Source organism: Limnohabitans sp. 103DPR2, from assembly GCF_001412575.1.
Lineage (GTDB): Bacteria > Pseudomonadota > Gammaproteobacteria > Burkholderiales > Burkholderiaceae_C > Limnohabitans_A.
Window position 1 is genome coordinate 290,075 of record NZ_CP011834.1, and the last position, 24,830, is coordinate 314,904.

Genomic DNA, 24,830 nt, shown 5'->3' on the forward strand with positions numbered 1-24,830 from the left:
GGGGCTGCTCATGCGCAAGGCCAAAGGCGATACGTCGACCAACTTGTCTGTTGGCATTTTCTCGCCTTCTTCGGCCAGCATTTCTACGCCTTCTGCGTCGAGCTCTGGCGTGGGTTCGGGCAATTTTTCGCCGCCTGCCGTCGCAGCGCGAGCGACTGAGAAAGAATAGAAGCAGCGGAATGGCACTTTACGGTCACCCCAGTAATCGGCTGTGTCGCGGAAGATGTCCAACAGCTGTTCGCGTGCTTCTTTGTCAAACTTGGCATTGGCAGGAATTTGCTCCAAGACCACAATGAAACCAGGCTGAGGGCCTGACTTGTGCAGGGGGTCTGTCATGCAGTCGTACAAGGCATCAAAGTTTTTGCCAAAGTGCGTTGGCAAGGTAAATTGCGCTGCAATCAAATCCAAGACGTCTTGCTTGCTTTGGGCCTTGGCCAAGTTGGCATACAAAAAATGCTGGCCTAAACCCTGTGCCGCCTCTTGCAAGTCGTTGACACGAAATGCACGAATCGACTGGACGATGTTCGTCCGCACACCTTTCAAAGGTGTTTCTTGGTCCTGTCGAATTGGCTTGTCCATCACCGTTCTCACTCTCTAATTTTTAAAACCAGCCTTTTGGGCTTTTTATTGACAAACACTGAGTGCCTGCATGCAAACACTCTTAACTTGATTCATTTCGGGCCTTGTTGCACAGCCTTAAGGCGTCATCACGATTTCGCGAAAACTTGTGTAGTGGTCTTGCGTGTAAAAACACTGCTTTGGCAAGCGAGGCTCTTCGCCCCCACACACAATTCGACGTGCACCACGGCTTCTTTCACCAGGGGTTTTGACGGTGTACTCGCGGTAAAAACCGCGTTTTGCTGCAGGCAATTGCTTTTCTCGGTTGCCAAACACCACACCATCCTTTTCGTATCGAAAAGGCCCACCCTGACGGATGAGTTGGTAAGTATCTTGGCCCTCTTTGGGCAAATCCTGTAAAGCGATGGGTGCAGAAATGACTGCATCAGGCATTGATTTGGCTTGCACCAAATTAGTGCAAGAGCCTGCAAAAAACGCCAAACCAACGGCTAAAGCAGCAAAGTTAAGCGTCTTGATACCCATTTACAACCCTCAAAATCCTCGGGTAAACCCGGAAATTCGAAGGCGCTAGTGTGCCGGAAGGTGCAAAAAAATGCAAGTACTTTCCCCAATAAAAGGGATTTCCTTGCATGTCATCGCGGTGTGTTCCAAGCGCATGAAGCGCTTTAATTAACGGCTAGCGTTGGCATCCGCCACTGTGAGAGCCGTCATGTTGACGATGCGGCGCACGGTGGCGCTTGGCGTCAGGATGTGCACGGGTTTGGCGGCGCCCAACAAAACCGGACCCACCGCGATGTTGCCGCCAGCTGCAGTTTTCAGCAGGTTGTAGGAAATGTTGGCAGCATCGATGTTGGGCAAAACAAGCAAATTGGCATCGCCGTGCAAAGTACCGTTGGGCATCTGGATGGCACGTGCGTCGCCGTCCAAAGCGATGTCGCCATGCATTTCGCCATCCACTTCCAGCCATGGCGCATTCTTTTGCAAGAGCGCCAAGGTGTTACGCATCTTCAATGCGCTGGGTTCATTGGAGGTGCCAAAGTTGGAGTGAGACAGCAAGGCCACTTTGGGACGAATGCCAAAACGCTTCATTTCATGCGCCGCCATGACCGTGATCTCGGCCAATTGCTCAGCTGTGGGGTCGTAGTTGACATGGGTGTCAACCAAGAACACTTGGCGATTGGGCAGCAGCAAGCCGTTCATACAAGCAAAGGTGTTGACGCCAGGACGCTTGCCAATCACTTGGTCCACATAAGGCAAGTGGGTGGCATTGGTGCCCCATGTGCCGCAAATGAGACCGTCCACATCGCCTTTGTGCAACAACATGGTGCCAATCAAAGACAGGCGACGGCGCATTTCAATCTTGGCCACTTGAACTGTGATGCCTTTGCGCTCGGTCATGCGGTGGTAGGTTTGCCAAAAGTCGCGGTAACGACTGTCTTGCTCAACGTTGACCACGTCGTAGTCAATACCTTCCCGCAAGCGCAGACCAAACTTCTCAATGCGCTCTGCAATGACGGCAGGACGACCTATAAGGGTGGGCCGCGCAAGTCCTTCGTCCGAGACAATTTGAGAGGCGCGCAAGACGCGTTCTTCTTCACCTTCGCTGTAGGCCACACGTTTTTTCAAACCCCGCTTGGCCGCGGTGTAAATGGGCTTCATGGTGGTGCCCGACGCATACACAAAACTTTGCAGGCGTTCGCGGTAGGCTTCCATGTCAGCAATGGGGCGTGAAGCCACGCCGCTTTCAGCGGCAGCCTGCGCCACAGCAGGCGCAATCTTGATCATCAAGCGAGGATCAAAGGGTTTGGGAATCAGGTACTCGGGGCCAAAGACCAAAGGCTCACCGGCATACGCTGCCGCCACCACTTCACTTTGTTCGGCTTGCGCCAATTCAGCAATGGCGTACACCGCGGCAATTTCCATCTCCTGGGTGATGGTGGTTGCACCGCAGTCGAGGGCACCCCTGAAAATATAGGGGAAGCACAAGACATTGTTGACCTGGTTGGGATAGTCGGTGCGGCCTGTTGCCATGATGGCATCGTCGCGCACGGCTTTGACATCTTCCGGCAAAATTTCTGGATTGGGATTGGCCAAAGCAAAGATCAATGGCTTGGCTGCCATTTTCTTCACCATGTCTTGCTTGAGCACGCCACCGGCGGACAATCCCAAGAACACATCGGCACCCTCAATGGCTTCTGCCAAGGTACGCTGCGCTGTTTTTTGGGCGAATTGAATTTTGTCTTCGTCCATCAGCTCGGTTCGGCCTTCGTACACCAAACCCGCCAGGTCAGTGACCCAAATGTTTTCGCGAGGAATGCCCAGTTTGACCAGCAGACCCAAGCAGGCCAAAGCCGCTGCACCCGCGCCAGAAGTGACCAACTTGACCTTGCTGGGGTCTTTGCCCACCACTTTCAAGCCATTCAAAATGGCTGCACCCACGGTAATGGCCGTGCCGTGCTGATCGTCGTGAAAGACTGGGATCTTCATGCGTTCGCGCAACTTGCGCTCGACGTAGAAACAGTCTGGCGCTTTGATGTCTTCTAAGTTGATGCCGCCAAAAGTTGGCTCGAGTGCGGCAATGATTTCGACCAATTTTTCGGGGTCTTTTTCATTGATCTCAATGTCGAACACATCGATGCCAGAGAATTTTTTGAACAGGACGGCCTTGCCTTCCATGACCGGTTTGCCAGCCAAGGGGCCAATGTCGCCCAAGCCCAAAACAGCCGTGCCATTGGTCACAACGCCGACCAAATTACCGCGGCTGGTGTACTTGAACGCCGCCGCGGGGTCTTTGACAATTTCTTCGCAAGGTGCGGCAACGCCGGGTGAATAGGCCAGCGCCAAATCGTGTTGGTTCACCAACTGCTTGGTGGGGGCAATGGAGATTTTTCCGGGAGTGGGGAATTCGTGATATTCGAGCGCTGCACGGCGCAGTTGAGCGCGTCGTTCTTCCGCATTGGGCAATGGCATGGTTTGACTCCTATGGGGCAGCAAGGGCCCCGTCAACAGGTGAGAGGACTTGAGGTCCTACATGAGCCACATTCTAGACCCCCGAAACTGAGGGACCGATGTGGGAAACCGCACTCAAAGTACGCAGTGTTTTGACTTGTACGCACAAGCCAACTTGAAGCATTGGCTTGGCGCTGATCATGGCCTTGTGTTGCGAGGGCTGTTAAGCACGCATCAGCGCTTCAATCTCATCGGCTTTCACCGGCACACCGCGCGTGATCAATTCACAGCCTTTTGCCGTGACGACCGCATCGTCTTCAATGCGAATGCCAATGTTGTGGAAGCGCTCTGGCACGCCGGGTGCCGGGCGCACATAAATACCCGGCTCGATGGTGAGCACCATGCCATGTCGCAAGATGCGGCTAGGGCGGTCTTTGATCAGCTCGCCGCTCAAAGGATCTTTGCGTTCACTGAAAGTGCCCACTTCTGAAGGCTCGACATAGCTGCCGCAATCGTGCACGTCCATGCCCAGCCAATGGCCCGTTCGGTGCATGTAAAACTGGAAATAGCTGCGATTGGCAATCACATCTTGTGCATTGCCCACTTTGTTGGCATCCAGCAAGCCGACATCCAACATGCCCTGGGCCAGCACCTTCACTGTAGCCTCGTGCGGATCGACAAACCGCGCACCTTCGTGGGTGGCTGCAATGGCGGCCTCTTGTGATGCCAAGACCAAGTCGTACAACTCGCGCTGCGCAGGACTGAACTTGCCGTTGGCTGGAAATGTTCGTGTGATATCACTGGCATAACCGTCGAGTTCACAACCCGCATCGATCAGTACCAAATCGCCATTCAAAATGGGCGCGGCATCGGCGCGGTAGTGCAACACGCACGCATTGGCGCCACCGGCCACGATGGAGCCATAGGCGGGGTATTGCGAGCCATGCTGACGGAATTCGTGCAACAACTCCGCATCCAAATGGTATTCGCGCACGTCTTGTCCTGCGCGCAACATGGCCGCGGAACGTTTCATAGCGCGAATGTGAGCGCCCGCACTGATTTGCGATGCGCGGCGCATGATGTCCAACTCGTGTGCATCTTTGATCAAACGCATTTCGTCCAATATGCCGCACACATCGCGCTGTTGCTCTGGGCACAAAGCGCCGTAACGCACACGTGATCGCACCGCATTCAGACCTGTTTCGATGCGTGCCGACAAGTCTTTGTGCGTGGCAAAGGGGTACCAGACCACCGACTTGTTTTCAAGCAAGCTAGGCAACTTGGCATCCAAGGCTGAAATGGACGTGGCCTCGTTCACACCGAGGCGCGCGGGCGCTGCCTCTGGGCCCAAGCGCACACCATCCCAAATTTCTCGCTCTAAATCTTTGGGTTGGCAAAACAAGCTTGAGTGGCCGTCCGAGGTGATCACCAACCAAGCATGGGGCTCTGTGAAACCAGTCAGATAATAAAAATAGCTGTCATGACGGAACAAGAAATCACTGTCCCGATTGCGTTGACGCTCTGGCGCTGTGGGGATGATGGCGATGCTGTTGGGCGCTTGCGCGGCCATGTGAGCGGCCAGTTGGGCGCGACGTTTGGCGTACAGTTTGGAATCAAAGCTCATGTTGAAAAGACTGAATGAATGTGGGTTAAGTTTAAGGGGGCTCAGGGCTTTGAATTCAATTCCCTCAGGCGCTCAGGGGTACCGACATCGGTCCATGGCCCCGTATAAAGACTGGCACCGACTTGGCCACGGTCCATGGCGGCCCGCAACAGAGGCGCCAAGGGCGCTGCTTTGCCTTGTGGATTGCCCTGCGGCATGCCCGTCCAGAGCGGGTCAAAGAATTCTTTCTTGTACAGGGCAAACGTGCTAAAAGTGAACAGCTGATTGGGTTTGGGCAAATTCAAAGCTTGGCCATCCTCTGACAAGCCAAAGTCGCCGCCAGGGTTGTGGGCAGGATTGGGCACCAACCAAAGGTGGGCCAAGTTGGTGCTTCGTTCAAAAGCTTGCCATTGCTCCATCGAAAAATTAAATTCCGGTGCGTAAATGTCGCCAGCAACGACCCAAAAAATTGCGGCCAAAGAAGGCAAGGCCCTGACAATGCCGCCGGCTGTTTCCAGCGCATAACCAAAGGCCTGTCCTTCATGCGAGTAACGCAGCCGAATGTGCCCCACTTCAGGCAAATTGGGGTTCAGACCATACCTGGACTCAATTTGCGCCCCTAGCCAGGCCGTATTGATCAATTGATCATGAAACCCCGCTTTGGCCATGGCCTCCATGTGCCACTGCATCAAAGGCTTGTCATGCACGGTTAAAAGGGGTTTAGGGGTTTGGTCGGTGAGGGGGCGCATGCGCTCACCCCGGCCAGCAGCCAAGATCATGACCTTTGCCAAGCTTTGGTCGTCGGTGCCCACCCAGTCTTTGGACGAGCTTGGGTCTAAATTGGAATCCAAGGTATTCAAACGCATGCCGCTATGTTGCCACGCTGTAGGGGATGCGCAAGCTCATGGGCGGTAAAATAGAGGGCTAACTTGTCAATTTCATTGTCAATTCCCACTGACTCATTTTTTGGAGCCCCCATGGCAATCACCCAACCCGCAGCTCAACAAATGGCCAATGCCATCCGTGCCCTGGCCATGGACGCTGTTCAACAAGCCAATTCGGGTCACCCCGGCGCGCCCATGGGCATGGCCGACATGGCGGTGGCTTTGTGGGGCGAGCACCTGCAACACAACCCCAAAAACCCCCACTGGCCCAACCGCGATCGCTTCGTGTTGTCCAACGGCCATGGCTCCATGATCCTGTATGCATTGCTGCACCTCACAGGCTATCCTTTGCCCATGACGGAATTGAAAAACTTCCGCCAGTTGCACAGCAAAACCGCCGGTCACCCCGAAGTGGGCATCACCCCTGGCGTTGAAACCACCACCGGTCCTTTGGGTCAAGGCATCACCAATGCCGTCGGCATGGCTTTGGCCGAAAAATTGTTGGCCTCCGAATTCAACCAGCCTGGACACGCCATCGTCGACCACCACACCTATGTGTTCATGGGCGATGGTTGCTTGATGGAAGGCATCAGCCACGAAGCTTGCGCTTTGGCGGGCGCTTGGAAACTCAACAAACTGATTGCGCTGTACGACGACAACGGCATCTCGATTGACGGTCAAGTGGCCCCTTGGTTCATTGACAACACACCGCAACGTTTTGCCGCCTACGGCTGGAACGTGATTGATGCAGTGGACGGCCATGACGCTGCTGCTGTGGCCAAAGCCATTGCCGATGCCAAAAACAGCGCCGACAAGCCCACACTGATCGTTTGCAAAACATCGATCGGCAAAGGCAGCCCCAACCGTGCCAACACCTCCAAGGCGCACGGCGAACCTTTGGGCGCCGAAGAAATCAAACTCACACGCGAAGCTTTGGGCTGGGCACACGAGCCCTTCGTCATCCCCAAAGATGTGTACGCCAACTGGGATGCCAAGCAAAGTGGCGCCGCGCGCGAAGCTGATTGGAACAAAGCGTTTGCTGCTTACAAAGCTGCACACCCCGCATTGGCCAAAGAATTTGTGCGCCGCATGAAAGGCGAGTTGCCCAAGAACTTTGCGCAAACTGCGGTTGATGCGGTCATTGCTGCGCACACCAAAGCCGAAACCGTGGCCAGCCGTAAGGCCAGCCAATTGGCTTTGGAAGCTTTCACGGCTGCCTTGCCAGAAATGTTGGGCGGCTCTGCTGACCTGACGGGCTCCAACCTCACCAACACGTCTTCCACACCCGCCCTGCGCATGAACTTGGCAGGTGATGTGGTGAAGAACGACAAAGGCCTGATTGGCCGCCACATCAACTATGGCGTGCGCGAATTTGGCATGGCCGCCATCATGAACGGCGTGGCTTTGCACGGCGGCTACATCCCTTACGGCGGCACTTTCCTCACGTTCAGCGATTACTCACGCAACGCCATTCGCATGGCTGCCCTCATGAAGCAACGCGTAATCCATGTATTCACGCACGACTCCATTGGCTTGGGAGAAGATGGCCCCACACACCAGTCGATTGAACACGCTGCCAGTTTGCGTTTGATTCCAGGTCTTGATGTGTGGCGTCCTGCCGATACAGCCGAGACCACTGTGGCTTGGGCCGTGGCTTTGGAAAACAAAGACCGTCCTACCGCGCTGTTGTTGTCACGTCAAAACTTGCCTTATGCACCCAAGACGGATTTGGGCGAGATCAGCCGCGGCGCTTATGTGTTGGCCGAGCCTTCACGCGTGGGCATTGCCAAAGCCAAGGCCGTGATCATTGCCACAGGCTCTGAAGTGCAATTGGCTTTGAAAGCCCAAGAGTTGTTGGCCGAGAAGAAAATTGGTGTGCGCGTGGTCTCCATGCCCAGCACCACCACCTTTGATCGTCAAACCAGCAGCTACAAATCTGAAGTCTTGCCAGCCGGCTTGCCACGCGTGGCGGTTGAGATGGGCAGCACCGATGGCTGGTGGAAGTATGGTGTGGCAGCCGTGGTCGGTATCGACACTTATGGCGAGTCTGCACCGGCACCTGTGCTGTTTAAACACTTCGGCTTCACGGCAGAGAACGTGGCCGAGACCGTGCAAGTGGCTTTGCAGAAAAAATAATTTCTGCGTTCAGCGCTTCACTTGAATCAAATTGAAATTTAACTTTAAAGGAAATAGATCATGGCGATCAAAGTAGGTATCAACGGTTTTGGCCGCATCGGCCGCATGGTGTTCCGCGCCGCCGTTCAAAATTTTTCTGACATCGAAGTGGTCGGCATCAACGACTTGCTCGAGCCCGACTATTTGGCTTACATGCTCAAGTACGACAGCGTGCACGGTCGCTTCAAAGGTGACGTGTCTGTGGAAGGCAACAACCTGATCGTTAACGGACGCAAAATCCGTTTAACACAAGAGCGCGATCCTTCTGCACTCAAGTGGAACGAAGTTGGCGCCGACATCGTGATTGAAGCCACTGGTTTGTTCTTGGACAAAGCCTCCGCAGAAAAACACTTGGCCGCTGGCGCTAAGAAAGTGTTGATGTCTGCACCTTCCAAAGACGACACCCCCATGTTCGTGTTTGGCGTGAACGACAAGACCTATGCAGGCCAAGCCATTGTGTCCAACGCTTCTTGCACAACCAACTGCTTGGCACCTGTGGCCAAAGTGTTGAACGACAAGTGGGGCATCAAGCGCGGTTTGATGACCACCGTGCATGCCGCCACAGCCACACAAAAAACAGTGGACGGCCCTAGCAACAAAGACTGGCGCGGCGGCCGCGGCATCTTGGAAAACATCATTCCTTCCAGCACGGGCGCTGCCAAAGCGGTTGGCGTGGTCATTCCCGAGTTGAACAAAAAACTCACCGGCATGTCTTTCCGTGTACCCACATCCGATGTGTCCGTGGTTGACTTGACCGTTGAGTTGAACAAAGACGCCACTTACGCAGAGATCTGCGCTGAGATGAAGGCCCAATCACAAGGCGCTTTGAAAGGTGTGCTCGGTTACACCGAAGACAAAGTGGTGGCCACCGACTTCCGCGGCGAGCCATGCACCAGTGTGTTTGATGCCGACGCAGGTTTGGCACTTGACAGCACCTTCGTAAAAATTGTCAGCTGGTATGACAACGAGTGGGGCTACTCCAACAAGTGCTTGGAAATGGTTCGCGTCATTTCTAAGTAATGCGCGCATGCATCACGCTACGGCGTGAATGCAAAAAAGCCCAACCATTTCTGGCTGGGCTTTTTTTTGCCTTGATGAACGCTCGAAGCTTGGACGCTTCGAGGCCTTCAATTAAGACAGGTGTTTGCCAATCAAACCGGCCAACTCGAACATCGTGATTTGATCTTTGCCAAACACAGGTTTGAGTTTGGCATCGGCATTGATGGCGCGTTTGTTGGTAGGGTCTTGCAGGCCTTGCGCCTTGATGTAGTCCCACAACTTCTTCACCACTTCTGTGCGTGCCACTTTGTCGGTGCCAATCACCGCGGCCAAATCGGCGCTGGGCGTGAGGTTGCCCACTGCAGCTTTGCGCGGTGTTTTAGCAGCAGCCGTTTTCTTAGCAGCTGCTTTTTTGGCAGGCACTTTGGTTTTCGCGGCGGCTTTGCCCGTGGTTTTTCCAGCAGCAGTTTTGGCGCCAGCTGCATACTTCGCAGGTGTCTTGCGCGGCGGGAACTTGCTGGTGCGGGGTTCAAATTCAAACACCACTTTGTCTTCTTCCGCATTCCAAGACAAGAAAGCTTTGAATGCGCGGCGTGTGCGATTGCTCACAAACTTTTCTAACAAGTCTGTTTTACCTGTGCTGAGCAGCTTGGCAATTTGATCACGCTCCACCACTTGCTGCAACACAATTTTGCCGCTCTTGAAATTGCAAGTGGGTGTGGGTTGTCCTTCGGTGGGCACTGCTTTTTCACACACGTAATTGCTGCCATGTTCATGCACAGCACCGCCGCACTTCGGACACGCGCCCAAAGACTCGCTGCCCGTGAAATCAACAATCTCGCCCGTCTCTTCGGCGTTTTTGTCATTACCAAAGTCAAACTCCAACTTCCAATTTTTTTCTTCTTCGTTGTACTTCAATGCAATTTCAGAAGTGAATGGCCAACCCGCTTTGGAGCGGAAACCTTCCAGAGGGCCAATCTTCTTGTCACGCAGGAATTGCTCCACCTCGGCTTGCTCAAAGGTGCGTCCCGCAGGTGTTTTGCCAAACGAAAAACCGCAACCCGCAGCGGCCGTGTCATCGGCCGCTGCATCTTTGCCAACGCACGCATAACGTCGATAGTTCTCTTTCACGATGCCACCACAGTTAGGGCAGGGTGTGCTCAAGGTGGCGTAGTCGCCGGGGATGGTGTCGCGATCGTACTCTTTGGCCTTCTTAACGATGTGCTCGGTCATGTCGGCAATTTGTTGCATGAAGTCTTCGCGACTCAGCTTGCCTTGCTCCATCTGGGAGAGCTTGTATTCCCATTCGCCAGTGAGTTCGGGCTTGGACAATTCTTCCACGCCCAAGCCACGCAACAAGGTCATCAGCTGGAAAGCTTTGGCGGTGGGAATCATTTCGCGGCCGTCGCGCAAAATGTATTTCTCATTGATCAAGCCTTCAATGATGGCCGCACGCGTAGCAGGCGTGCCCAAGCCTTTTTCCTGCATGGCTTCACGCAATTCGTCGTCGTCCACCATCTTGCCGGCGCCTTCCATGGCGCCCAGCAAGGTGGCCTCTGAATAGCGAGCGGGTGGACGTGTTTTGAGGGGCTTGGTTTCAATCGAACCCACTCCCACTTGCTCACCTGGCGCTACAGCCACCAAGTTTTGGCCTTTGTCGCCTTCTTTGGCGTCATCCACTTCATTGGCCGCTTCTTTGCCGTAAATGGCCAACCAGCCTGGTTTGACCAAGACTTTGCCTTCGGTTTTAAAGCTGTGACCTGCGGCGGTGCTGATGCGGGTGGTCACCATGTACTCGGCGCTAGGGAAAAACACCGCCATAAAACGACGTACCACCAAGTCGTACAGCTTTTGTTCCGCGTCAGACAAGCCAGAAGGGGCCTGCAAGGTGGGAATGATCGCAAAGTGATCGCTGACCTTGGCGTTGTCAAAAATTCGCTTAGAAGGCTTGATATAGCCGTTGTTCAGCGCGGTGAGGGCATGGGGCGCCAAATGCTTCATGCCGCTGTCGGCCAACATGTTGAAGGTGTCCTTGGCCACGGGCAAGTAATCTTCAGGCAGTGCGCGGGAATCGGTACGGGGGTAAGTGAGGGCTTTGTGGCGCTCATACAAAGACTGCGCCAGCGACAAAGTGGTTTTGGCAGAGAAGCCAAATTTGCCGTTGGCTTCGCGCTGCAAAGAGGTTAAGTCGAACAGCAGCGGGCTGGCTTGTGTGGTGGGCTTGGCTTCCTCTGTGACCGTGGCTTTGGCACCTTTAACGGCTTGCACAATGGCATCGGCCTCGGCCGCGCTCCACACGCGGTCGGCTTTTTTCTCAGCGTCTTCTGCGTCTTTTTTCCAAGCCGTGTTGAACCACTTGCCTGGATAGGTGCCTGCCACCGCATCAAACTGCGCGTGCACTTCCCAATAGTCACGGCTGATGAATTTGCGAATTTGTTCTTCGCGCTCCACCACCACGGCCAGCGTCGGCGTTTGCACACGGCCCACGGTGGTTAAGAAGAAACCACCATCGCGTGAATTGAAGGCCGTCATGGCACGGGTGCCGTTGATGCCCACCAGCCAATCTGCTTCAGAGCGGCTGCGCGCGGCATCGGCCAAGCCTTGCATTTGCTGATTCGAGCGCAACTTGTCAAAACCATCGCGAATGGCCTGGGGCGTCATGCTCTGCAGCCAGAGGCGCTGCACGGGCTTGCCCAAAGGAATGGTCTGCCCTGCTTTTTGCGTGCCCGCATATTGTTCAATGAGGCGGAAGATCAACTCACCTTCGCGGCCCGCGTCACAGGCGTTGACCAATGCGCCCACATCTTTGCGCTTAGCTTGTTTGACCACCGCATTAAGGCGGGTTTTGGTTTTGTCCACCGGTTTCAAATCGAAGTAGGGCGGAATGACGGGCAAATGGGCAAAGCTCCATTTGCCGCGTTTCACGTCAAATTTCTCGGGCGCCTGAATTTCGACCAAGTGGCCCACCGCGCTGGTCACCACATAGGTTTCACTCTCAAAGTGGTCCTCGTGTTTCTCAAATTTTCCGGCGATCGGCGTCAAAGCACGCACGATGTCTTGAGCCACTGAAGGCTTCTCTGCAATAACCAATGTTTTCATCTCATACAATCCGGTCTCGCGTGCGCGCATGCGCACGTGTACACACACGGGCACGCGCACACGCGCGCCCACATGTTTTCACCATAACAAATTTTTAACGCCGTGGTCAAAAAATCGAACCTGTCGACAAAATCGACTTTAAAGCCCGCTGCCAAGCCAAGCGCTTCTACCAAAGCGCCAACTGCTTCAGGTCGCCGCGTGCAAGTTCGCCGTTCTGGCGTCCACGGCAAAGGGGTGTTTGCCCTGCAAGACATCGCTGAAGGCGAAACGCTGTTTGAATACGTGGGTGAGGTGATCAGCTGGGACGAAGCGCAAGACCGCCACCCCCATGACCCCTCTGACCCCAATCACACCTTCTATTTCCACGTGAACGAAGACAAGGTGATTGATGCATTGCATGGCGGCAACTCCTCCCGATGGATCAACCACAGCTGCGATCCCAATTGCGAAGCCGATGAGGAAAACGATCGCATCTTCATCAAAGCCCTGCGCAACATCAAGGCGGGCGAAGAACTCAATTACGACTACGGCTTGATCATTGACGAGCCTTACACGCCCAAACTCAAGGCCGAATACCCTTGCTGGTGTGGCGCCCCCAATTGCCGCAAAACATTGCTGGCCCCCAAGCGGAGGCCCGCCACCCCCAAGATTCCCAGTCAAGTCAAAAAGATTGAGAAAAAGATCAAGAAGCTCAAAAAAGAATTGAAAGCCGTCAAGAAGAAAGCCTCGGCATCAGCCAACGCTTGATTCTTCACGTCATGCATTGAGTCCCCATGAGCACCCAGGCAGACCCGCTACGCTGGCCAGCCGAAGCCATCTGGGCATCGGTGGTGCCAGAGTGGCCAGGTTTCAGCATTGAAATCTTGCCCGAGATTGACTCCACCAACACCGAGCTCATGCGGCGGGCCAGAAATGCTGTGCACGACCCGATTTTGCTGCTCGCCGAGCGGCAAACAGCGGGTCGTGGCCGTTTAGGACGTGCTTGGCATGGTGAGGTCGGTCACGCTTTGACGTTTTCATTGGGTTTGCCTTATCAACCCCAAAACTGGTCGGGACTGTCCTTGGCCGTTGGCCTGAGTCTGGCCGAATCGCTGGGGCCCGACATTCAACTGAAATGGCCCAACGATTTGTGGCGCCAACAAAGAAAATTGGGTGGCATCTTGATTGAAGCAGCCAGCCAAGGCGGAAAAAGTTATGCCGTCATTGGCATTGGCCTGAACATTCAACTGCCCCCCACCACGGACCTTAGAACGCCCGCAGCGGCCATTGCAGAATTTTGGCAGGGGGCAACGGCGCCCATGGTGCTAGAGCGCATCACCCAGCCTTTGCTCAAAGCCTTGAAAGAATTTGAAACGCTAGGCTTTGCGCCGCTTCAACAACGATTCAATGCGCGTGATGCTTTGCGTGGTTTGAAAGTGCAGAGCAGCGATGCCCTAGAAGGCCTGTGTGAAGGTGTGGACAGTCAAGGGGCTTTGCAAATTCTCACAAACGACGGACGCCAAGCCATCAACAGTTCAGAAGTAAGTGTTCGCGCCCTATGAAACACATGAAACTTCGATGGCTGATTTTGATCTTGATGGTCTTGAACGTCCTGTTTTATAGTTGGCGACAAGGCATTTTTGAGGCGTGGGGCTTCGCACCCGACAGCGCGCGCGAGCCCGAGCGGACATTGCAACAAATCCAACCCGACAACGTGGTCATCACAAGGAAAAACCCATGAGCTTGAAACTCTATTTCGCCCCCGGCGCCTGTTCATTTGTACCGCACTGCCTGCTACAACTGTCTGGCGCAGCGTACGAACCGCAAATGGTCAAACTGCACAAGGGCGAGCAAAACGGTGACGAATACAAAGCCATCAATCCACGCGGACAAGTGCCCGTCTTGGTCGATGACGGACAGGTTGTGACCCAAATTTTGGCCATCATTTTGTACCTCGACCAAAAATTTCCTGACGCTCATTTTTTGCCCACTGAGGCATTGGCGCGCGCCAAAGCGATTGAAACTTTGGCATGGATGAACAACACCGTACACCCCACCTTCACGCATATTTTCATGCCGCAAAAATTTTGCGATCAAGCAGAAGTGCAAGCGGCGCTCAAGGTCTTCAATACACAAACCTACAAAGCTTTGTTGGGTGAACTTGAAAATATCGTGCAGCGCAATTTGAAAACTTCAGAATGGCTCACAGGCGCGCATGTGGGTCCAGTCGATGTCTACGCATTGACATTGTCGCGCTGGGGCTCGATTGCCGGAATCGATCCCAGCACCTATCCTGCTTTGTGGGCACATGTTCAAAAAGTTGCGGCGCAGCCCGCCGTGGCTGTGGTGATTGAGCGTGAGCGACTTCAGCTGAATTTGTTCAAGCCCGCCTAAAACAAATTCTGCGTGGCTCAGCGGGGCCATTGCACAGGCTTAAAGATCTGCAGACCCTGAGGCCATGTTGGTTTTGAATTTATTGCTGGCCCGAGCAAAGCGAATGGTGAAGCACGCACCCGGTGGTGTTTGACCTGGATGCGCCACGTCCACTGACACTGTGGCGCCATGTCGCTGTGCAATCTCTCGCACAATGGGTAAGCCCAATCCAGAGCCATCCACGTTGCTACCCAATGCGCGGTAGAAGGGTTCAAAAATACGCTCACGTTCGGCGGCAGCAATCCCTGGCCCATTGTCTTCCACCTGAACAGCCAATGCTTGGCTATAAGGGTCGACCAACAAGCGCACAGTGATCACACCGATCCGCTCTTCGGTGCTGGGGGTGTAGTGAATGGCGTTGTCGACCAGATTGCGAATCATCTCTTTCAGCAAAGTGGGATTGCCCTGCACCTTCAAAAAGCGACGCTTGCTGTCGGTGTCCACACCGTCATAGCCCAAGTCCAAACCCTTGTCCATGGCGCGCGGCAACGAGTCATGCAAGACCTCGCTGACCAATGCCTCCATGTCACATGACTGCAGATCGATGGCACCACCGCCTTCTGCGCGAGCCAAAGACAACAACTGATTGACGGTGTGCGTGGCTTGCACACTGGCGCGGCCAATTTGTTTGAGTGAATGCTTCAGCTCCTCTTCGCTGGCATCTTTGCGCTGTGCCAAATCGGCTTGCATGCGCAGGCCTGCCAACGGTGTTTTGAGTTGATGCGCCGCATCTGCCAAAAATCTTTTTTGCGTGGCGATCGAGTCTTTCAAACGCCCTAGCAAATCGTTCACGGACGACACCAGCGGCGCAACTTCCAGTGGCACCGCTTTTTCATCCAGTGGGCTTAAGTCATCTGATTTTCTGGCGCGAATTCGCTCTTCAAGTTCTGACAAAGGTTTGATGCCTCGCACCAGTGCCAACCAAACCAACAAGACCGCCAAGGGCAAAATGGCAAACTGCGGCAGCATCACGCCTTTGATAATTTCAGTGGCCAGCACCGAGCGTTTCTCGCGTGTCTCGGCCACTTGGACCAGCACAGGGCCCATGCCCACTGGTGACTTGTCAGACGCCAGTTGGACCCAAGTGTAGGCGACACGCACTTCCAAGCTGCGCATTTCATCGTCACGAATTTTGACTTCGTAACTGCCCAGTTTCTCGTCTTCTTGGGGTTGTGGCAAATCGCGGTCACCACCCAAGATTTCACCCTTGGGACCAATCACTTGGTAATACACCAGATCGGCGTCGTCGGCGCGCAAGAGTTCGCTGGCCGGTTGCGGCAAATTGAATTGCACGCGCTGCTGATCAGGACTGAGCTTGACCAACTGCGCCAAGGCTTGTGCGTTGTAAATCAGCGCACGGTCAAATGGTTTGTTGGCCAGGCCTTGGGCAACCAGCCACGTGAGTGCCAAACTGACAGGCCACAGCAACAGCAATGGCGTGAGCATCCAATCCAAAATTTCGCCAAACAACGAGCGCTGCTCGCGGCGAAAAAAAGACAGCTGCCAATTTTTAGGATTCATTCAGCAAAAACTTCTGGCAGCGCGAATGCGGGATCAGCTCGGAATTTTCTCGAGGCAGTAACCCAAGCCGCGAACGGTTGCGATGCGGATCGGCCCTTTTTCAATCTTCTTGCGCAGGCGGTGGATGTACACCTCAATCGCGTTGTTGCTGACCTCTTCGCCCCACTCGCACAAGCGCTCAACCAACTGGTCTTTGCTGACCAATCGGCCTGCACGTTGAAGCAACACTTCCAGCAAGCCCAATTCGCGTGCAGACAATTCCACCATCTTGCCGTCAATGGTGGCGACGCGGCCTGATTGATCGTAAATGAGCGGGCCGTGTTTGATTTGCGATGTGGCGCCACCCATGCCGCGCCGTGTCAGCGCGCGAACACGCGCTTCAAGCTCTTGCAAGCTGAAGGGCTTGGCCATGTAGTCATCTGCGCCATAGTCCAGACCTTTCACGCGCTCTTCCACACTGTCAGCTGCCGTCAAAATCAAAACCGGCAAGGTGGAGCCGCGTGAGCGTAATTTTTTCAACACATCGAGGCCATGCATTTTGGGCAAGCCCAAATCAAGAATGAGCAGATCAAATTCGTTGTTGGTCATGAGCGCAGCGTCGGCTTCTGTGCCACTTGCCACATGATCCACGGCCGCACCTGCACTGCGCAAACTGCGCAGCAAACCATCGGCCAACACCTGATCATCTTCAGCTATCAAAATGCGCATGCTTGTCTCCCGCTTTGGCCTTGTTTGGCTTTGTGTTTTGCGCCCGGAGGCGGCTGTCTAAATTTTAGGCGACTATCAACGCTCTGTAACGAGAGTTTCACCATGGCCGACCCCTCGTTTGCCATTACATGCAATAGGCTTCAAGTCCCAAGGCCACCACGGTTGCAATTTCAAGGCCCACGGAAGCTTTGAATTCTTCTTCTGCTTGTGCCACCGCCACTTGAAAGGCGGCCAACCACGCCAAGCCGTCTTCGGTGAATTCGACCAGGCGCGCGCGCGCATCTCGACTGTCTTGTGTTCGTTTGACCAAACCCCATGCTTCACACTGGTCGACCAAATTGCCCATGGCTTGTTTGCTCATCCCTGCGGCCTGCGCCAAGTCCGTCAGCCTTGAACCCTGCAGCGACAAATGCCGTGTGATGTGAACGTGTGCCGCACTGATTTGATCTCTTGCAGCCAAATTCGAGAGCGCCAGCGGCACCTGCTCGTTGTGTGCCATCAGGCTTAAAACGCGCGCATCGAAACGCCTCATGGAATGGCCCAACAAACGACCCAAATGTGTTTCGCGCCACCGGTCATCGCGGACAGCAGATGACGGCGCTTGGCCCTGTGAATGGGTGATGAAACTGTCATTGACTGGCATTTGCAGATAGTAAAGCAAACTGACTAAAAAATCTATTTACTCGTTGAGACAATGCCATTACAGTACTGTTCAAGCATCCAGTCTTTGATCAGCTTTCTGAATGCAAGTTTTTCAACCCGTTGATTTTTATGGAGATTTCTATGAGCGACCAAAACAGCGACAAAACCAAAGCCCTGCAAGCAGCCCTGGCCCAAATCGAAAAACAATTTGGCAAAGGCACCATCATGCGTCTGGGCGAGGGTGAAGTCATCGAAGACATCCAAGTCGTCTCAACGGGTTCTTTGGGGCTCGACATTGCCTTGGGCGTAGGCGGTTTGCCCCGCGGCCGCGTGGTTGAAATATACGGCCCAGAGTCTTCTGGCAAAACCACCCTCACCTTGCAAGTGATTGCCGAGATGCAAAAAATCGGCGGTCAGTGCGCCTTCGTCGACGCCGAACATGCTTTGGACATTCAGTACGCTCAAAAGCTTGGCGTCAACCTGCAAGACCTGCTCATTAGCCAGCCCGACACCGGCGAGCAAGCCCTTGAAATTGTCGACAGCCTGGTTCGCTCCGGCGCCGTCGACTTGGTCGTCATCGACTCCGTGGCCGCACTCACCCCCAAGGCCGAACTCGAAGGCGACATGGGCGACTCTTTGCCCGGCCTCCAAGCCCGCCTCATGAGCCAAGCCCTGCGCAAGCTCACCGCCACCATCAAGAAAACCAATTGCATGGTCATCTTCATCAACCAAATCCGCATGAAGATTGGCGTCATGTTCGGCTCGCCCGAAACCACCACCGGTGGCAACGCGCTCAAGTTCTACGCTTCTGTGCGCTTGGACATCCGCCGCACCGGCACCATCAAACGAGGTGACGACTCGATCGGCAACGAAACCAAAGTCAAGGTGGTTAAAAACAAAGTGGCTCCGCCCTTTAAAACCGCTGAGTTCGACATTCTGTTCGGTGAAGGCATCAGCCGCCAAGGCGAAATCATCGACATGGGTGTCGAGGCCAAAATCATCGACAAGTCAGGCGCTTGGTATGCCTACAACGGCGAAAAAATTGGCCAAGGCCGCGACAACGCCCGTGAGTTCCTGCGTGAAAACGCCGAACTGGCTGCCGAAATTGAAAACAAAGTGCGTGAATCTTTGGGCATCCCACTGCTGGCTGAAGCCGTCGCAGCCGCCTAATCTCACGCCTTTCTCCAGTTGCGTTCCTTGATCAATGGCTCAGCCCGGGTTTAAGTTGTCCCTCAAAGGACGTGCGCTGCGGCTTTTGTCGCAGCGCGAACACTCTCGGGCTGAGCTGGTTCGCAAACTCTCACCCCACGAGGAGGTGCCGGGCGAGCTGGCACAAGCTCTCGACGAGCTCCAAGCCAAAGGTTTCATTGACGAAACCCGCGTCTTGGAGTCCGTTCTTAACCATCGCGCGCCCAAGCTGGGCAACGGCAGAATCAAACAAGAACTGCAAGCCAAAGGCTTGGCGCCTGCAGCAGTGGCTCAGGCCATGCTGGATTTAAAAGATTCTGAATTCGCGCGCGCCCAAGGCGTCTGGCAAAAGAAATTTGGCGCGCCTGCGGCAGATGCCAACGAGCGCGCCAAGCATTACCGGTTTTTGCTCACGCGCGGATTTTCGGCCGAGGTCGTCCGAAAAGTCGTCCAGCAATCGGGCACACCCGAAGAAGACTTCGACAGCTGAAGCTTGTTCTGCCAGGTCAAAGACCCAGCATCAACTTCAGGTTTTGAACCGCAGCGCCGCTGGCCCCTTTGCCCAAATTGTCCAATCGGGCAATCACCACAGCTTGGCGATGCGTCTCGTTGCCAAACACCCTGATTTCCAGTTTGTTGGAGTCGTTGTTGCCGGTGGCGCCCAATTTGCCACTTTCTTCAGCTGCCACCACACTGACCCAACCGCCAGCGTTTTGGCTACTGGCGTAGTGCGCGCGCAAAGCTTCATACAAATCGGACACTTTCGGTTTGCCAGGCAAGTCGTCCAGAAACAGCGGCAACTCCACCAACATGCCTTGCCGAAAATTGCCAACGGCTGGCAAAAAGATGGGGCGACGCGTCAGGCCGGTGTACTTCATGATCTCGGGCACGTGCTTGTGTTGCAGCCCCAAAGCGTAGGCTTCGTGCAAAGGCGCGCGGCCTGCTTCATAGTCTTCAATCATGGTGCGGCCACCACCGGAGTAACCACTTACTGAGGGCAAAGCAACCGGAAAATCTGGAGGCAAGATGCCAGCACTGATCAATGGTGCCAGGATGGCGATGGCGCCTGAGGCATAACAACCAGGGTTGCTGACGCGTTGCGCACTCACCACAGCTTCGCGTTGACCGGCACGCATTTCAGGAAAACCGAACACCCATTGGTCGTTCACGCGGTGGGCGGTGGATGCGTCAATGATGCGTGGTTTGTGGCTAGGCAAAGCATCGATCATGGCCACGGATTCTTTAGCGGCATCATCGTGGAGGCACAAAATAACCAGATCAACTTGGGCCATCAGCTCGCGCTTGGCCTCGGGGTCCTTGCGCTTTTCTGGGGCAATGCTGACCAATTCGACCTCGGGCATGGCCAGCAAACGCTCGCGAATCAAGAGCCCGGTGGTACCAGCTTCGCCATCGATGAATATTTTTTTGGCCATTCAGGGCTCTCCCAAGAAAAAATTTTGCCGCGTCATGTCAATGTAAGTGACTCGGCTCAAGATTGGTGCGTTGCAACATGATACAGTCGCCGGCTGAAGTGTCCAGTGCTTGCTTAGGGCAAACCACCCTGACTGGCTGGTGAGAATAACCACCCTCTGAGAGAAACCTCATGAAGATCCACGAGTACCAAGGCAAGGAAATCTTGCGTCAATTTGGTGTGCCAGTGCCCCGCGGCATTCCGGCCTTTACAGTCCAAGAAGCGGTGGAAGCCGCTCAAAAATTGGGCGGCCCAGTGTGGGTTGTCAAAGCACAAATTCACGCGGGCGGCCGCGGCAAAGGCGGCGGCGTGAAGCTGGCGCGCTCCATCGATGAGGTGAAAAAACTCGCCGGTGAAATTTTGGGCATGCAGTTGGTCACACACCAAACGGGCCCAGAAGGTCAAAAAGTTCGTCGCCTCCTGATTGAAGACGGCGCTGACATCCAAAAAGAATATTACATCTCCGCTGTCACAGACCGCGCTTCACAACGTGTGGCCATGATCGTGTCCAGCGAAGGCGGTATGGACATTGAAGGTGTGGCACACGACACACCCGAGAAAATCATCACTGAAATCGTTGACCCCGCTTTGGGCCTCACCGATGCTCAAGCCAAAAAATTGTCTGACGCCATTGGCGTGCCTGCTGGCTCAACAGCCCAAGCCGCCGACGTGCTCCAGAAAGTTTACAAGTGCTACATGGAAACCGACGCGTCTTTGGTCGAGATCAATCCTTTGATCTTGGAAGGCAACGGCGGCATCCGCGCTTTGGACGCCAAGTTCAACTTCGATTCCAACGCTTTGTTCCGTCACCCCGAAATCGTGGCTTACCGCGATTTGGACGAAGAAGATCCAGCTGAAATCGAAGCTTCTAAATTCGACTTGGCCTACATCAGCTTGGACGGCAACATTGGTTGCTTGGTCAACGGTGCGGGCTTGGCCATGGCCACCATGGACACCATCAAGCTGTTTGGCGCCGAGCCAGCCAACTTCTTGGACGTGGGCGGCGGCGCTACCCCCGAGAAAGTCACTGAAGCTTTCAAGATCATGTTGAAGAACCCCAAAGTGAAAGCCATTTTGGTCAACATCTTCGGCGGCATCATGAAGTGCGACACCATCGCAACTGGCGTGATCACCGCTTGCAAGGCCACTAACTTGAACGTGCCTTTGGTCGTTCGCATGAAGGGCACCAACGAAGATCTGGGCAAGAAGATGCTCAAAGAAAGCGGTTTGCCCATCATTTCCGTGGACACCATGGCAGAAGCAGCACAAGCTGCCGTTAAAGCGGTGAAAGGTTAATTACATGTCTATCTTTATCAACAAAGACACCAAAGTCATTACCCAAGGTATTACCGGCAAGACCGGTCAGTTCCACACTGAAAAATGCCAAGAGTACGCAAACGGTAAAAACTGCTTCGTTGCAGGTGTGAACCCCAAAAAAGCGGGCGAGTCCATCTTCAACATCCCCATTTACGCCTCTGTCAAAGAAGCGGCATCCGACACAGGCGCTACTGTGTCTGTTATCTACGTGCCACCAGCAGGCGCCGCCGCAGCCATTTGGGAAGCCGTTGAAGCCGACCTCGACTTGGCCATCTGCATTACCGAAGGCATTCCTGTCCGTGACATGCTCGAAGTGCGCAATCGCATGCGCGCCAAAGAAGCAGCTGGTGGTAAAAAGACTTTGCTGTTGGGCCCCAACTGCCCAGGTTTGATCACCCCCGATGAAATCAAGATCGGCATCATGCCCGGTCACATTCATCGCAAGGGTCGCATTGGCGTGGTGTCTCGTTCAGGCACATTGACTTATGAAGCCGTGGCGCAATTGACCGAGATCGGTCTGGGCCAGTCTTCTGCGGTCGGTATTGGTGGTGACCCCATCAACGGTTTGAAGCACATCGACGTGATGCGCGCTTTCAACGACGATCCCGACACCGATGCCGTGATCATGATCGGTGAAATTGGTGGTCCCGACGAAGCTGAAGCCGCTCGCTGGTGCAAAGACAACATGAAAAAGCCAATCGTTGGCTTTATCGCTGGTGTCACAGCGCCCGCAGGCAAGCGCATGGGCCACGCCGGTGCCTTGATCTCTGGCGGCGCCGACACAGCCGATGCCAAATTGGCCATCATGGAAGAATGCGGCTTCAAAATTACCCGCAATCCTTCCGAAATGGGCCGTTTGCTGAAGGCCATGCTGTAATTGCTGTAAGCACTTATACGCATCCAGCGGCCCGGTCTGGCCGTTAAAATTCGAGTCCCGACAACAGAACTGGCCCTTAGGGGCCAGTTCTTATTCCTACTAAAAATGCAAAGGGACTGACATGGAAATGATACAAAACGCCGACTTCTGGATCGGCTTGATGAAGATCATTTGGATCAACATCATCTTGTCTGGCGATAACGCCGTGGTGATTGCCTTAGCGGCACGCTCACTGCCCGAACACCAACAACGTCAAGCCATTTTGTTTGGTTCAGGCGCGGCCGTGGTACTGCGCATTGCGCTGACCGTGGTGGCAGCGGCACTTCTTGAGCTGTCTTACCTGCAAATTATCGGCGGCCTTCTGCTTCTGTACATTGGCGCACAACTGCTGAGTGAAGATGGCGACGAAGACGAAGGCGAGGTGGAAAAAGCCAGCCTGTTTGCGGCCATTCGAACCATTCTGATTGCAGATATTGTGATGAGTTTGGACAACGTGATTGCAGTGGCCGCGGCCGCCAAAGGCAACATGACCCTCCTCATTTTGGGCCTGGCCATCAGCATTCCCATGGTGATTTTTGGCAGTGCCATCATGATCAAACTCATGACACGCTTCCCCATCATCGTCACGTTCGGTGCTTGTTTGATCGGCTGGGTAGGCGGCGAAACCATCGCCAGTGACGTGGCCCTGCGTGAGTTTTCTGCGGAGAACCCTTGGTTGCACTACGCAGCCGCAACTGCAGGCGCATTGGCAGTTTTGGCCATCGGTAAATTCTTCCAAGCCAAACACGCAGCCAAGGAAACACCTGACGCTAACGTTTGACATCAAGCAAGCATTTGTGACCAAGCCGGCCCTTTGTGGTCGGCTTTTTTACGGCCTAATGAAGTCCTTCGAGATAAAATTATTCTTTACTTAGGACCACCATGACAGCGCCTCGCTCCAATTACTTTCGCGGATTTACCTTGATCGAACTGATGGTGGTCATTGCCATCATCGGTGTCCTAGGCTCCTTGGCATTGCCAGCGTACCAAGACTATGCCGTGCGTGCCAAAGTTTCCGAAATGCTGTTGGCCGCCACACAATGCAAAACTGCCGTCTCAGAAGTGGTCAGCACCGCTTCGCAAGCCGATGTCAGCACGGCCTTGCCCGCGGCTTGCCAAACCCAAACGTCGCAATACGTGTCTGGCTTGTCTGTCGATGCCAATGGCATCATCACCGTCACCGGCAACCCCAGTACCTTGCGCGGCGCCACCAGCGCCACCACCAATGCCATCTCATTGACGCCCATTCAATCGGGCACCACAGCATTGGTGGGCACCACCGATGGCGGCAAACCCATCAGTGCCTGGGTCTGCGGTCCCGCCGCCACCAATCCCCTGGCAGCCAAATACTTGCCCAGCTCTTGCAAGGGTGCGTGAGGAAAAATAGCACGGCACTTTCAGACGTGCCTTCTATTCTCCGGCCAAACAATGACTGGAGATCTCATGAAAACTTCTCAATTATTGGCCTGCACACTGTTGACATGGTGGTGGTCGTGGCATCACGCATTTATGGTGTGCCTGGCGTTGACATGTTGGGGCTGATCCCTAAAGAACTTCAAACGTGGATTGGCTTTGCCACAGGCATCAACCCACAATCCAAACACGCTGAAGCTGCACGCGCACTGACCAAGTTTCTAAGCACACCACCCGCCGATGCGGTCCTCAAACCCATTGGCATTGAGCCCTTCGTCGAATAAGGCAAGCTAGGCCTTGATGGCAGGCGCCATCAGGCCACCCAATGCCCCGATTTGCCACCTTGCTTTTCTAGCAATTTCACATCGGTGATGGTCATGCCGCGGTCAGCGGCTTTGCACATGTCGTAAATGGTCAGCAAGGCCACTTGGACAGCCGTCAGGGCTTCCATTTCTACGCCTGTTTGACCCACAGTTTCGGCTGTGGCACGGCACACGATGGTGGGCACCGGCGCCGAAGTCGGCACGTCAAACTCTACCGCCACGCGCGTCAAGGCCAATGGATGACAAAGCGGAATCAAATCCGACGTTCGCTTGGCACCTTGAATGCCCGCAATGCGCGCAATGCCCAACACATCGCCTTTCTTGGCTGTACCCGCCTGGATCAATGCCAATGTCGCGGGCAGCATTTGAATCGAGCCTGTTGCCACGGCCACTCGGTGAGTTGAAGCTTTGCCCCCCACATCCACCATGTGCGCTTGACCCTGCGCATCAAAGTGAGTCAGAGGAGAGGATGAGTTGGACGAAGATTGGGACATGTCTATTGAAAAAAACGGGGAAAACCATTTACAAACGCTTGACTTAGATCGAGCATGATACGGTGTTCGGATTCACCTTCAAAGTCGGTACCCTTAATTGAAGCTTGCGCCTGCCAAATCTAAACCGCTGATTGCCA

General features: G+C 54.5%; 23 protein-coding genes and 1 pseudogene. 13 read left to right on the forward strand and 11 right to left on the reverse strand.

The features are described from left to right. Positions 1-159 precede the first annotated feature (159 nt). From L103DPR2_RS01275 to L103DPR2_RS01295, 5 genes and pseudogenes are all read right to left on the reverse strand, one after another. Positions 160-579 (reverse strand): annotated as a pseudogene (locus tag L103DPR2_RS01275) (barstar family protein); the annotation flags it as partial. Between the two features lie 117 nt (positions 580-696). Next, complete coding sequence (locus tag L103DPR2_RS01280; RefSeq protein WP_055359397.1) at positions 697-1,101, reverse strand: ribonuclease domain-containing protein; 405 nt, start codon at positions 1,099-1,101, stop codon at positions 697-699. Between the two features lie 147 nt (positions 1,102-1,248). Then, a complete protein-coding gene (locus L103DPR2_RS01285; protein ID WP_055359398.1) occupies positions 1,249-3,549 on the reverse strand; it encodes an NADP-dependent malic enzyme in 2,301 nt (766 codons plus the stop codon). Positions 3,550-3,751: 202 nt separating this feature from the next. Next, positions 3,752-5,152, reverse strand: a complete 1,401-nt coding sequence (locus tag L103DPR2_RS01290; protein WP_055359399.1) for an aminopeptidase P N-terminal domain-containing protein — start codon at positions 5,150-5,152, stop codon at positions 3,752-3,754. A gap of 41 nt (positions 5,153-5,193) precedes the next feature. Then, positions 5,194-5,910 (reverse strand): nucleotidyltransferase family protein, encoded by a 717-nt coding sequence (locus L103DPR2_RS01295; RefSeq protein ID WP_055361770.1) that lies wholly within the window; start codon positions 5,908-5,910, stop codon positions 5,194-5,196. Positions 5,911-6,108: 198 nt separating this feature from the next. On the opposite strand from L103DPR2_RS01295, the gene tkt reads away from it, so the two are divergent. Together tkt and gap are read left to right on the forward strand one after the other, a co-directional pair. Continuing rightward, entirely contained in the window at positions 6,109-8,151 is a 2,043-nt protein-coding gene (tkt, locus tag L103DPR2_RS01300) for a transketolase (RefSeq protein ID WP_055359400.1), read from the forward strand. 60 nt (positions 8,152-8,211) lie between these two features. Continuing rightward, complete coding sequence (gene gap, locus L103DPR2_RS01305; protein ID WP_055359401.1) at positions 8,212-9,210, forward strand: type I glyceraldehyde-3-phosphate dehydrogenase; 999 nt, start codon at positions 8,212-8,214, stop codon at positions 9,208-9,210. A 111-nt stretch (positions 9,211-9,321) separates the two neighbouring features. Here the strand turns inward: gap and L103DPR2_RS01310 are convergent, their stop codons facing one another. After that, positions 9,322-12,288 carry a DNA topoisomerase III gene (locus tag L103DPR2_RS01310; protein ID WP_055361771.1) on the reverse strand — a complete coding sequence of 989 codons (2,967 nt, stop codon included), beginning with the start codon at positions 12,286-12,288 and terminating at the stop codon, positions 9,322-9,324. 102 nt (positions 12,289-12,390) lie between these two features. Between L103DPR2_RS01310 and L103DPR2_RS01315 the strand changes: the two genes are divergently transcribed. Genes L103DPR2_RS01315 through L103DPR2_RS01330 form a run of 4 tightly spaced genes read left to right on the forward strand, consistent with a single transcriptional unit; the run spans position 12,391 to position 14,661 of the window. Beyond that, positions 12,391-13,035: an SET domain-containing protein gene (locus L103DPR2_RS01315; protein ID WP_442915081.1), complete on the forward strand. Its 645-nt coding sequence runs from the start codon at positions 12,391-12,393 to the stop codon at positions 13,033-13,035. A 26-nt stretch (positions 13,036-13,061) separates the two neighbouring features. Beyond that, positions 13,062-13,829, forward strand: coding sequence for a biotin--[acetyl-CoA-carboxylase] ligase (locus tag L103DPR2_RS01320; protein ID WP_055359402.1), 768 nt, complete (start codon positions 13,062-13,064; stop codon positions 13,827-13,829). Positions 13,830-13,834: 5 nt separating this feature from the next. Further along, positions 13,835-14,008, forward strand: a complete 174-nt coding sequence (locus L103DPR2_RS01325; RefSeq protein ID WP_156339836.1) for a hypothetical protein — start codon at positions 13,835-13,837, stop codon at positions 14,006-14,008. Further along, complete coding sequence (locus L103DPR2_RS01330) at positions 14,005-14,661, forward strand: glutathione S-transferase family protein (RefSeq protein WP_055359404.1); 657 nt, start codon at positions 14,005-14,007, stop codon at positions 14,659-14,661. The genes L103DPR2_RS01325 and L103DPR2_RS01330 overlap by 4 nt, the downstream gene beginning before the upstream one ends. Before the next feature lie 39 nt (positions 14,662-14,700). Here the strand turns inward: L103DPR2_RS01330 and L103DPR2_RS01335 are convergent, their stop codons facing one another. From L103DPR2_RS01335 to L103DPR2_RS01345, 3 genes are all read right to left on the reverse strand, one after another. Further along, positions 14,701-16,221, reverse strand: a complete 1,521-nt coding sequence (locus L103DPR2_RS01335; protein ID WP_055359405.1) for a sensor histidine kinase N-terminal domain-containing protein — start codon at positions 16,219-16,221, stop codon at positions 14,701-14,703. A gap of 33 nt (positions 16,222-16,254) precedes the next feature. Continuing rightward, complete coding sequence (locus L103DPR2_RS01340; RefSeq protein WP_055359406.1) at positions 16,255-16,929, reverse strand: response regulator; 675 nt, start codon at positions 16,927-16,929, stop codon at positions 16,255-16,257. Positions 16,930-17,053: 124 nt separating this feature from the next. Then, the gene (locus tag L103DPR2_RS01345; RefSeq protein WP_055359407.1) at positions 17,054-17,572 is read right to left on the reverse strand and encodes a MarR family winged helix-turn-helix transcriptional regulator; all 519 of its coding nucleotides are present in this window, start codon (positions 17,570-17,572) and stop codon (positions 17,054-17,056) included. 140 nt (positions 17,573-17,712) lie between these two features. On the opposite strand from L103DPR2_RS01345, the gene recA reads away from it, so the two are divergent. Then, positions 17,713-18,741 carry a recombinase RecA gene (recA, locus tag L103DPR2_RS01350; protein ID WP_108256611.1) on the forward strand — a complete coding sequence of 343 codons (1,029 nt, stop codon included), beginning with the start codon at positions 17,713-17,715 and terminating at the stop codon, positions 18,739-18,741. Positions 18,742-18,775: 34 nt separating this feature from the next. Then, on the forward strand, positions 18,776-19,249 hold the full coding sequence (gene recX / locus L103DPR2_RS01355) for a recombination regulator RecX (protein ID WP_055359409.1): 474 nt from the start codon (positions 18,776-18,778) through the stop codon (positions 19,247-19,249). Positions 19,250-19,265: 16 nt separating this feature from the next. Here recX and argC read toward each other — a convergent pair whose 3' ends face one another. Continuing rightward, the gene (argC, locus tag L103DPR2_RS01360) at positions 19,266-20,192 is read right to left on the reverse strand and encodes an N-acetyl-gamma-glutamyl-phosphate reductase (protein ID WP_055359410.1); all 927 of its coding nucleotides are present in this window, start codon (positions 20,190-20,192) and stop codon (positions 19,266-19,268) included. Between the two features lie 170 nt (positions 20,193-20,362). Here argC and sucC point away from each other — a divergent pair, with 170 nt between their 5' ends. From sucC to L103DPR2_RS01385, 5 genes are all read left to right on the forward strand, one after another. Continuing rightward, positions 20,363-21,526, forward strand: coding sequence for an ADP-forming succinate--CoA ligase subunit beta (gene sucC / locus L103DPR2_RS01365; RefSeq protein WP_055359411.1), 1,164 nt, complete (start codon positions 20,363-20,365; stop codon positions 21,524-21,526). 4 nt (positions 21,527-21,530) lie between these two features. After that, a complete protein-coding gene (gene sucD, locus L103DPR2_RS01370; RefSeq protein WP_055359412.1) occupies positions 21,531-22,424 on the forward strand; it encodes a succinate--CoA ligase subunit alpha in 894 nt (297 codons plus the stop codon). 121 nt (positions 22,425-22,545) lie between these two features. Next, complete coding sequence (locus tag L103DPR2_RS01375; protein WP_055359413.1) at positions 22,546-23,244, forward strand: TerC family protein; 699 nt, start codon at positions 22,546-22,548, stop codon at positions 23,242-23,244. Positions 23,245-23,345: 101 nt separating this feature from the next. Then, the gene (locus tag L103DPR2_RS01380; RefSeq protein ID WP_055359414.1) at positions 23,346-23,840 is read left to right on the forward strand and encodes a pilin; all 495 of its coding nucleotides are present in this window, start codon (positions 23,346-23,348) and stop codon (positions 23,838-23,840) included. A gap of 116 nt (positions 23,841-23,956) precedes the next feature. Next, positions 23,957-24,160 (forward strand): hypothetical protein, encoded by a 204-nt coding sequence (locus tag L103DPR2_RS01385; protein ID WP_156339837.1) that lies wholly within the window; start codon positions 23,957-23,959, stop codon positions 24,158-24,160. A gap of 29 nt (positions 24,161-24,189) precedes the next feature. Here the strand turns inward: L103DPR2_RS01385 and moaC are convergent, their stop codons facing one another. Beyond that, positions 24,190-24,693 carry a cyclic pyranopterin monophosphate synthase MoaC gene (moaC, locus tag L103DPR2_RS01390; RefSeq protein WP_055359416.1) on the reverse strand — a complete coding sequence of 168 codons (504 nt, stop codon included), beginning with the start codon at positions 24,691-24,693 and terminating at the stop codon, positions 24,190-24,192. Between the last annotated feature and the right edge of the window lie 137 nt (positions 24,694-24,830).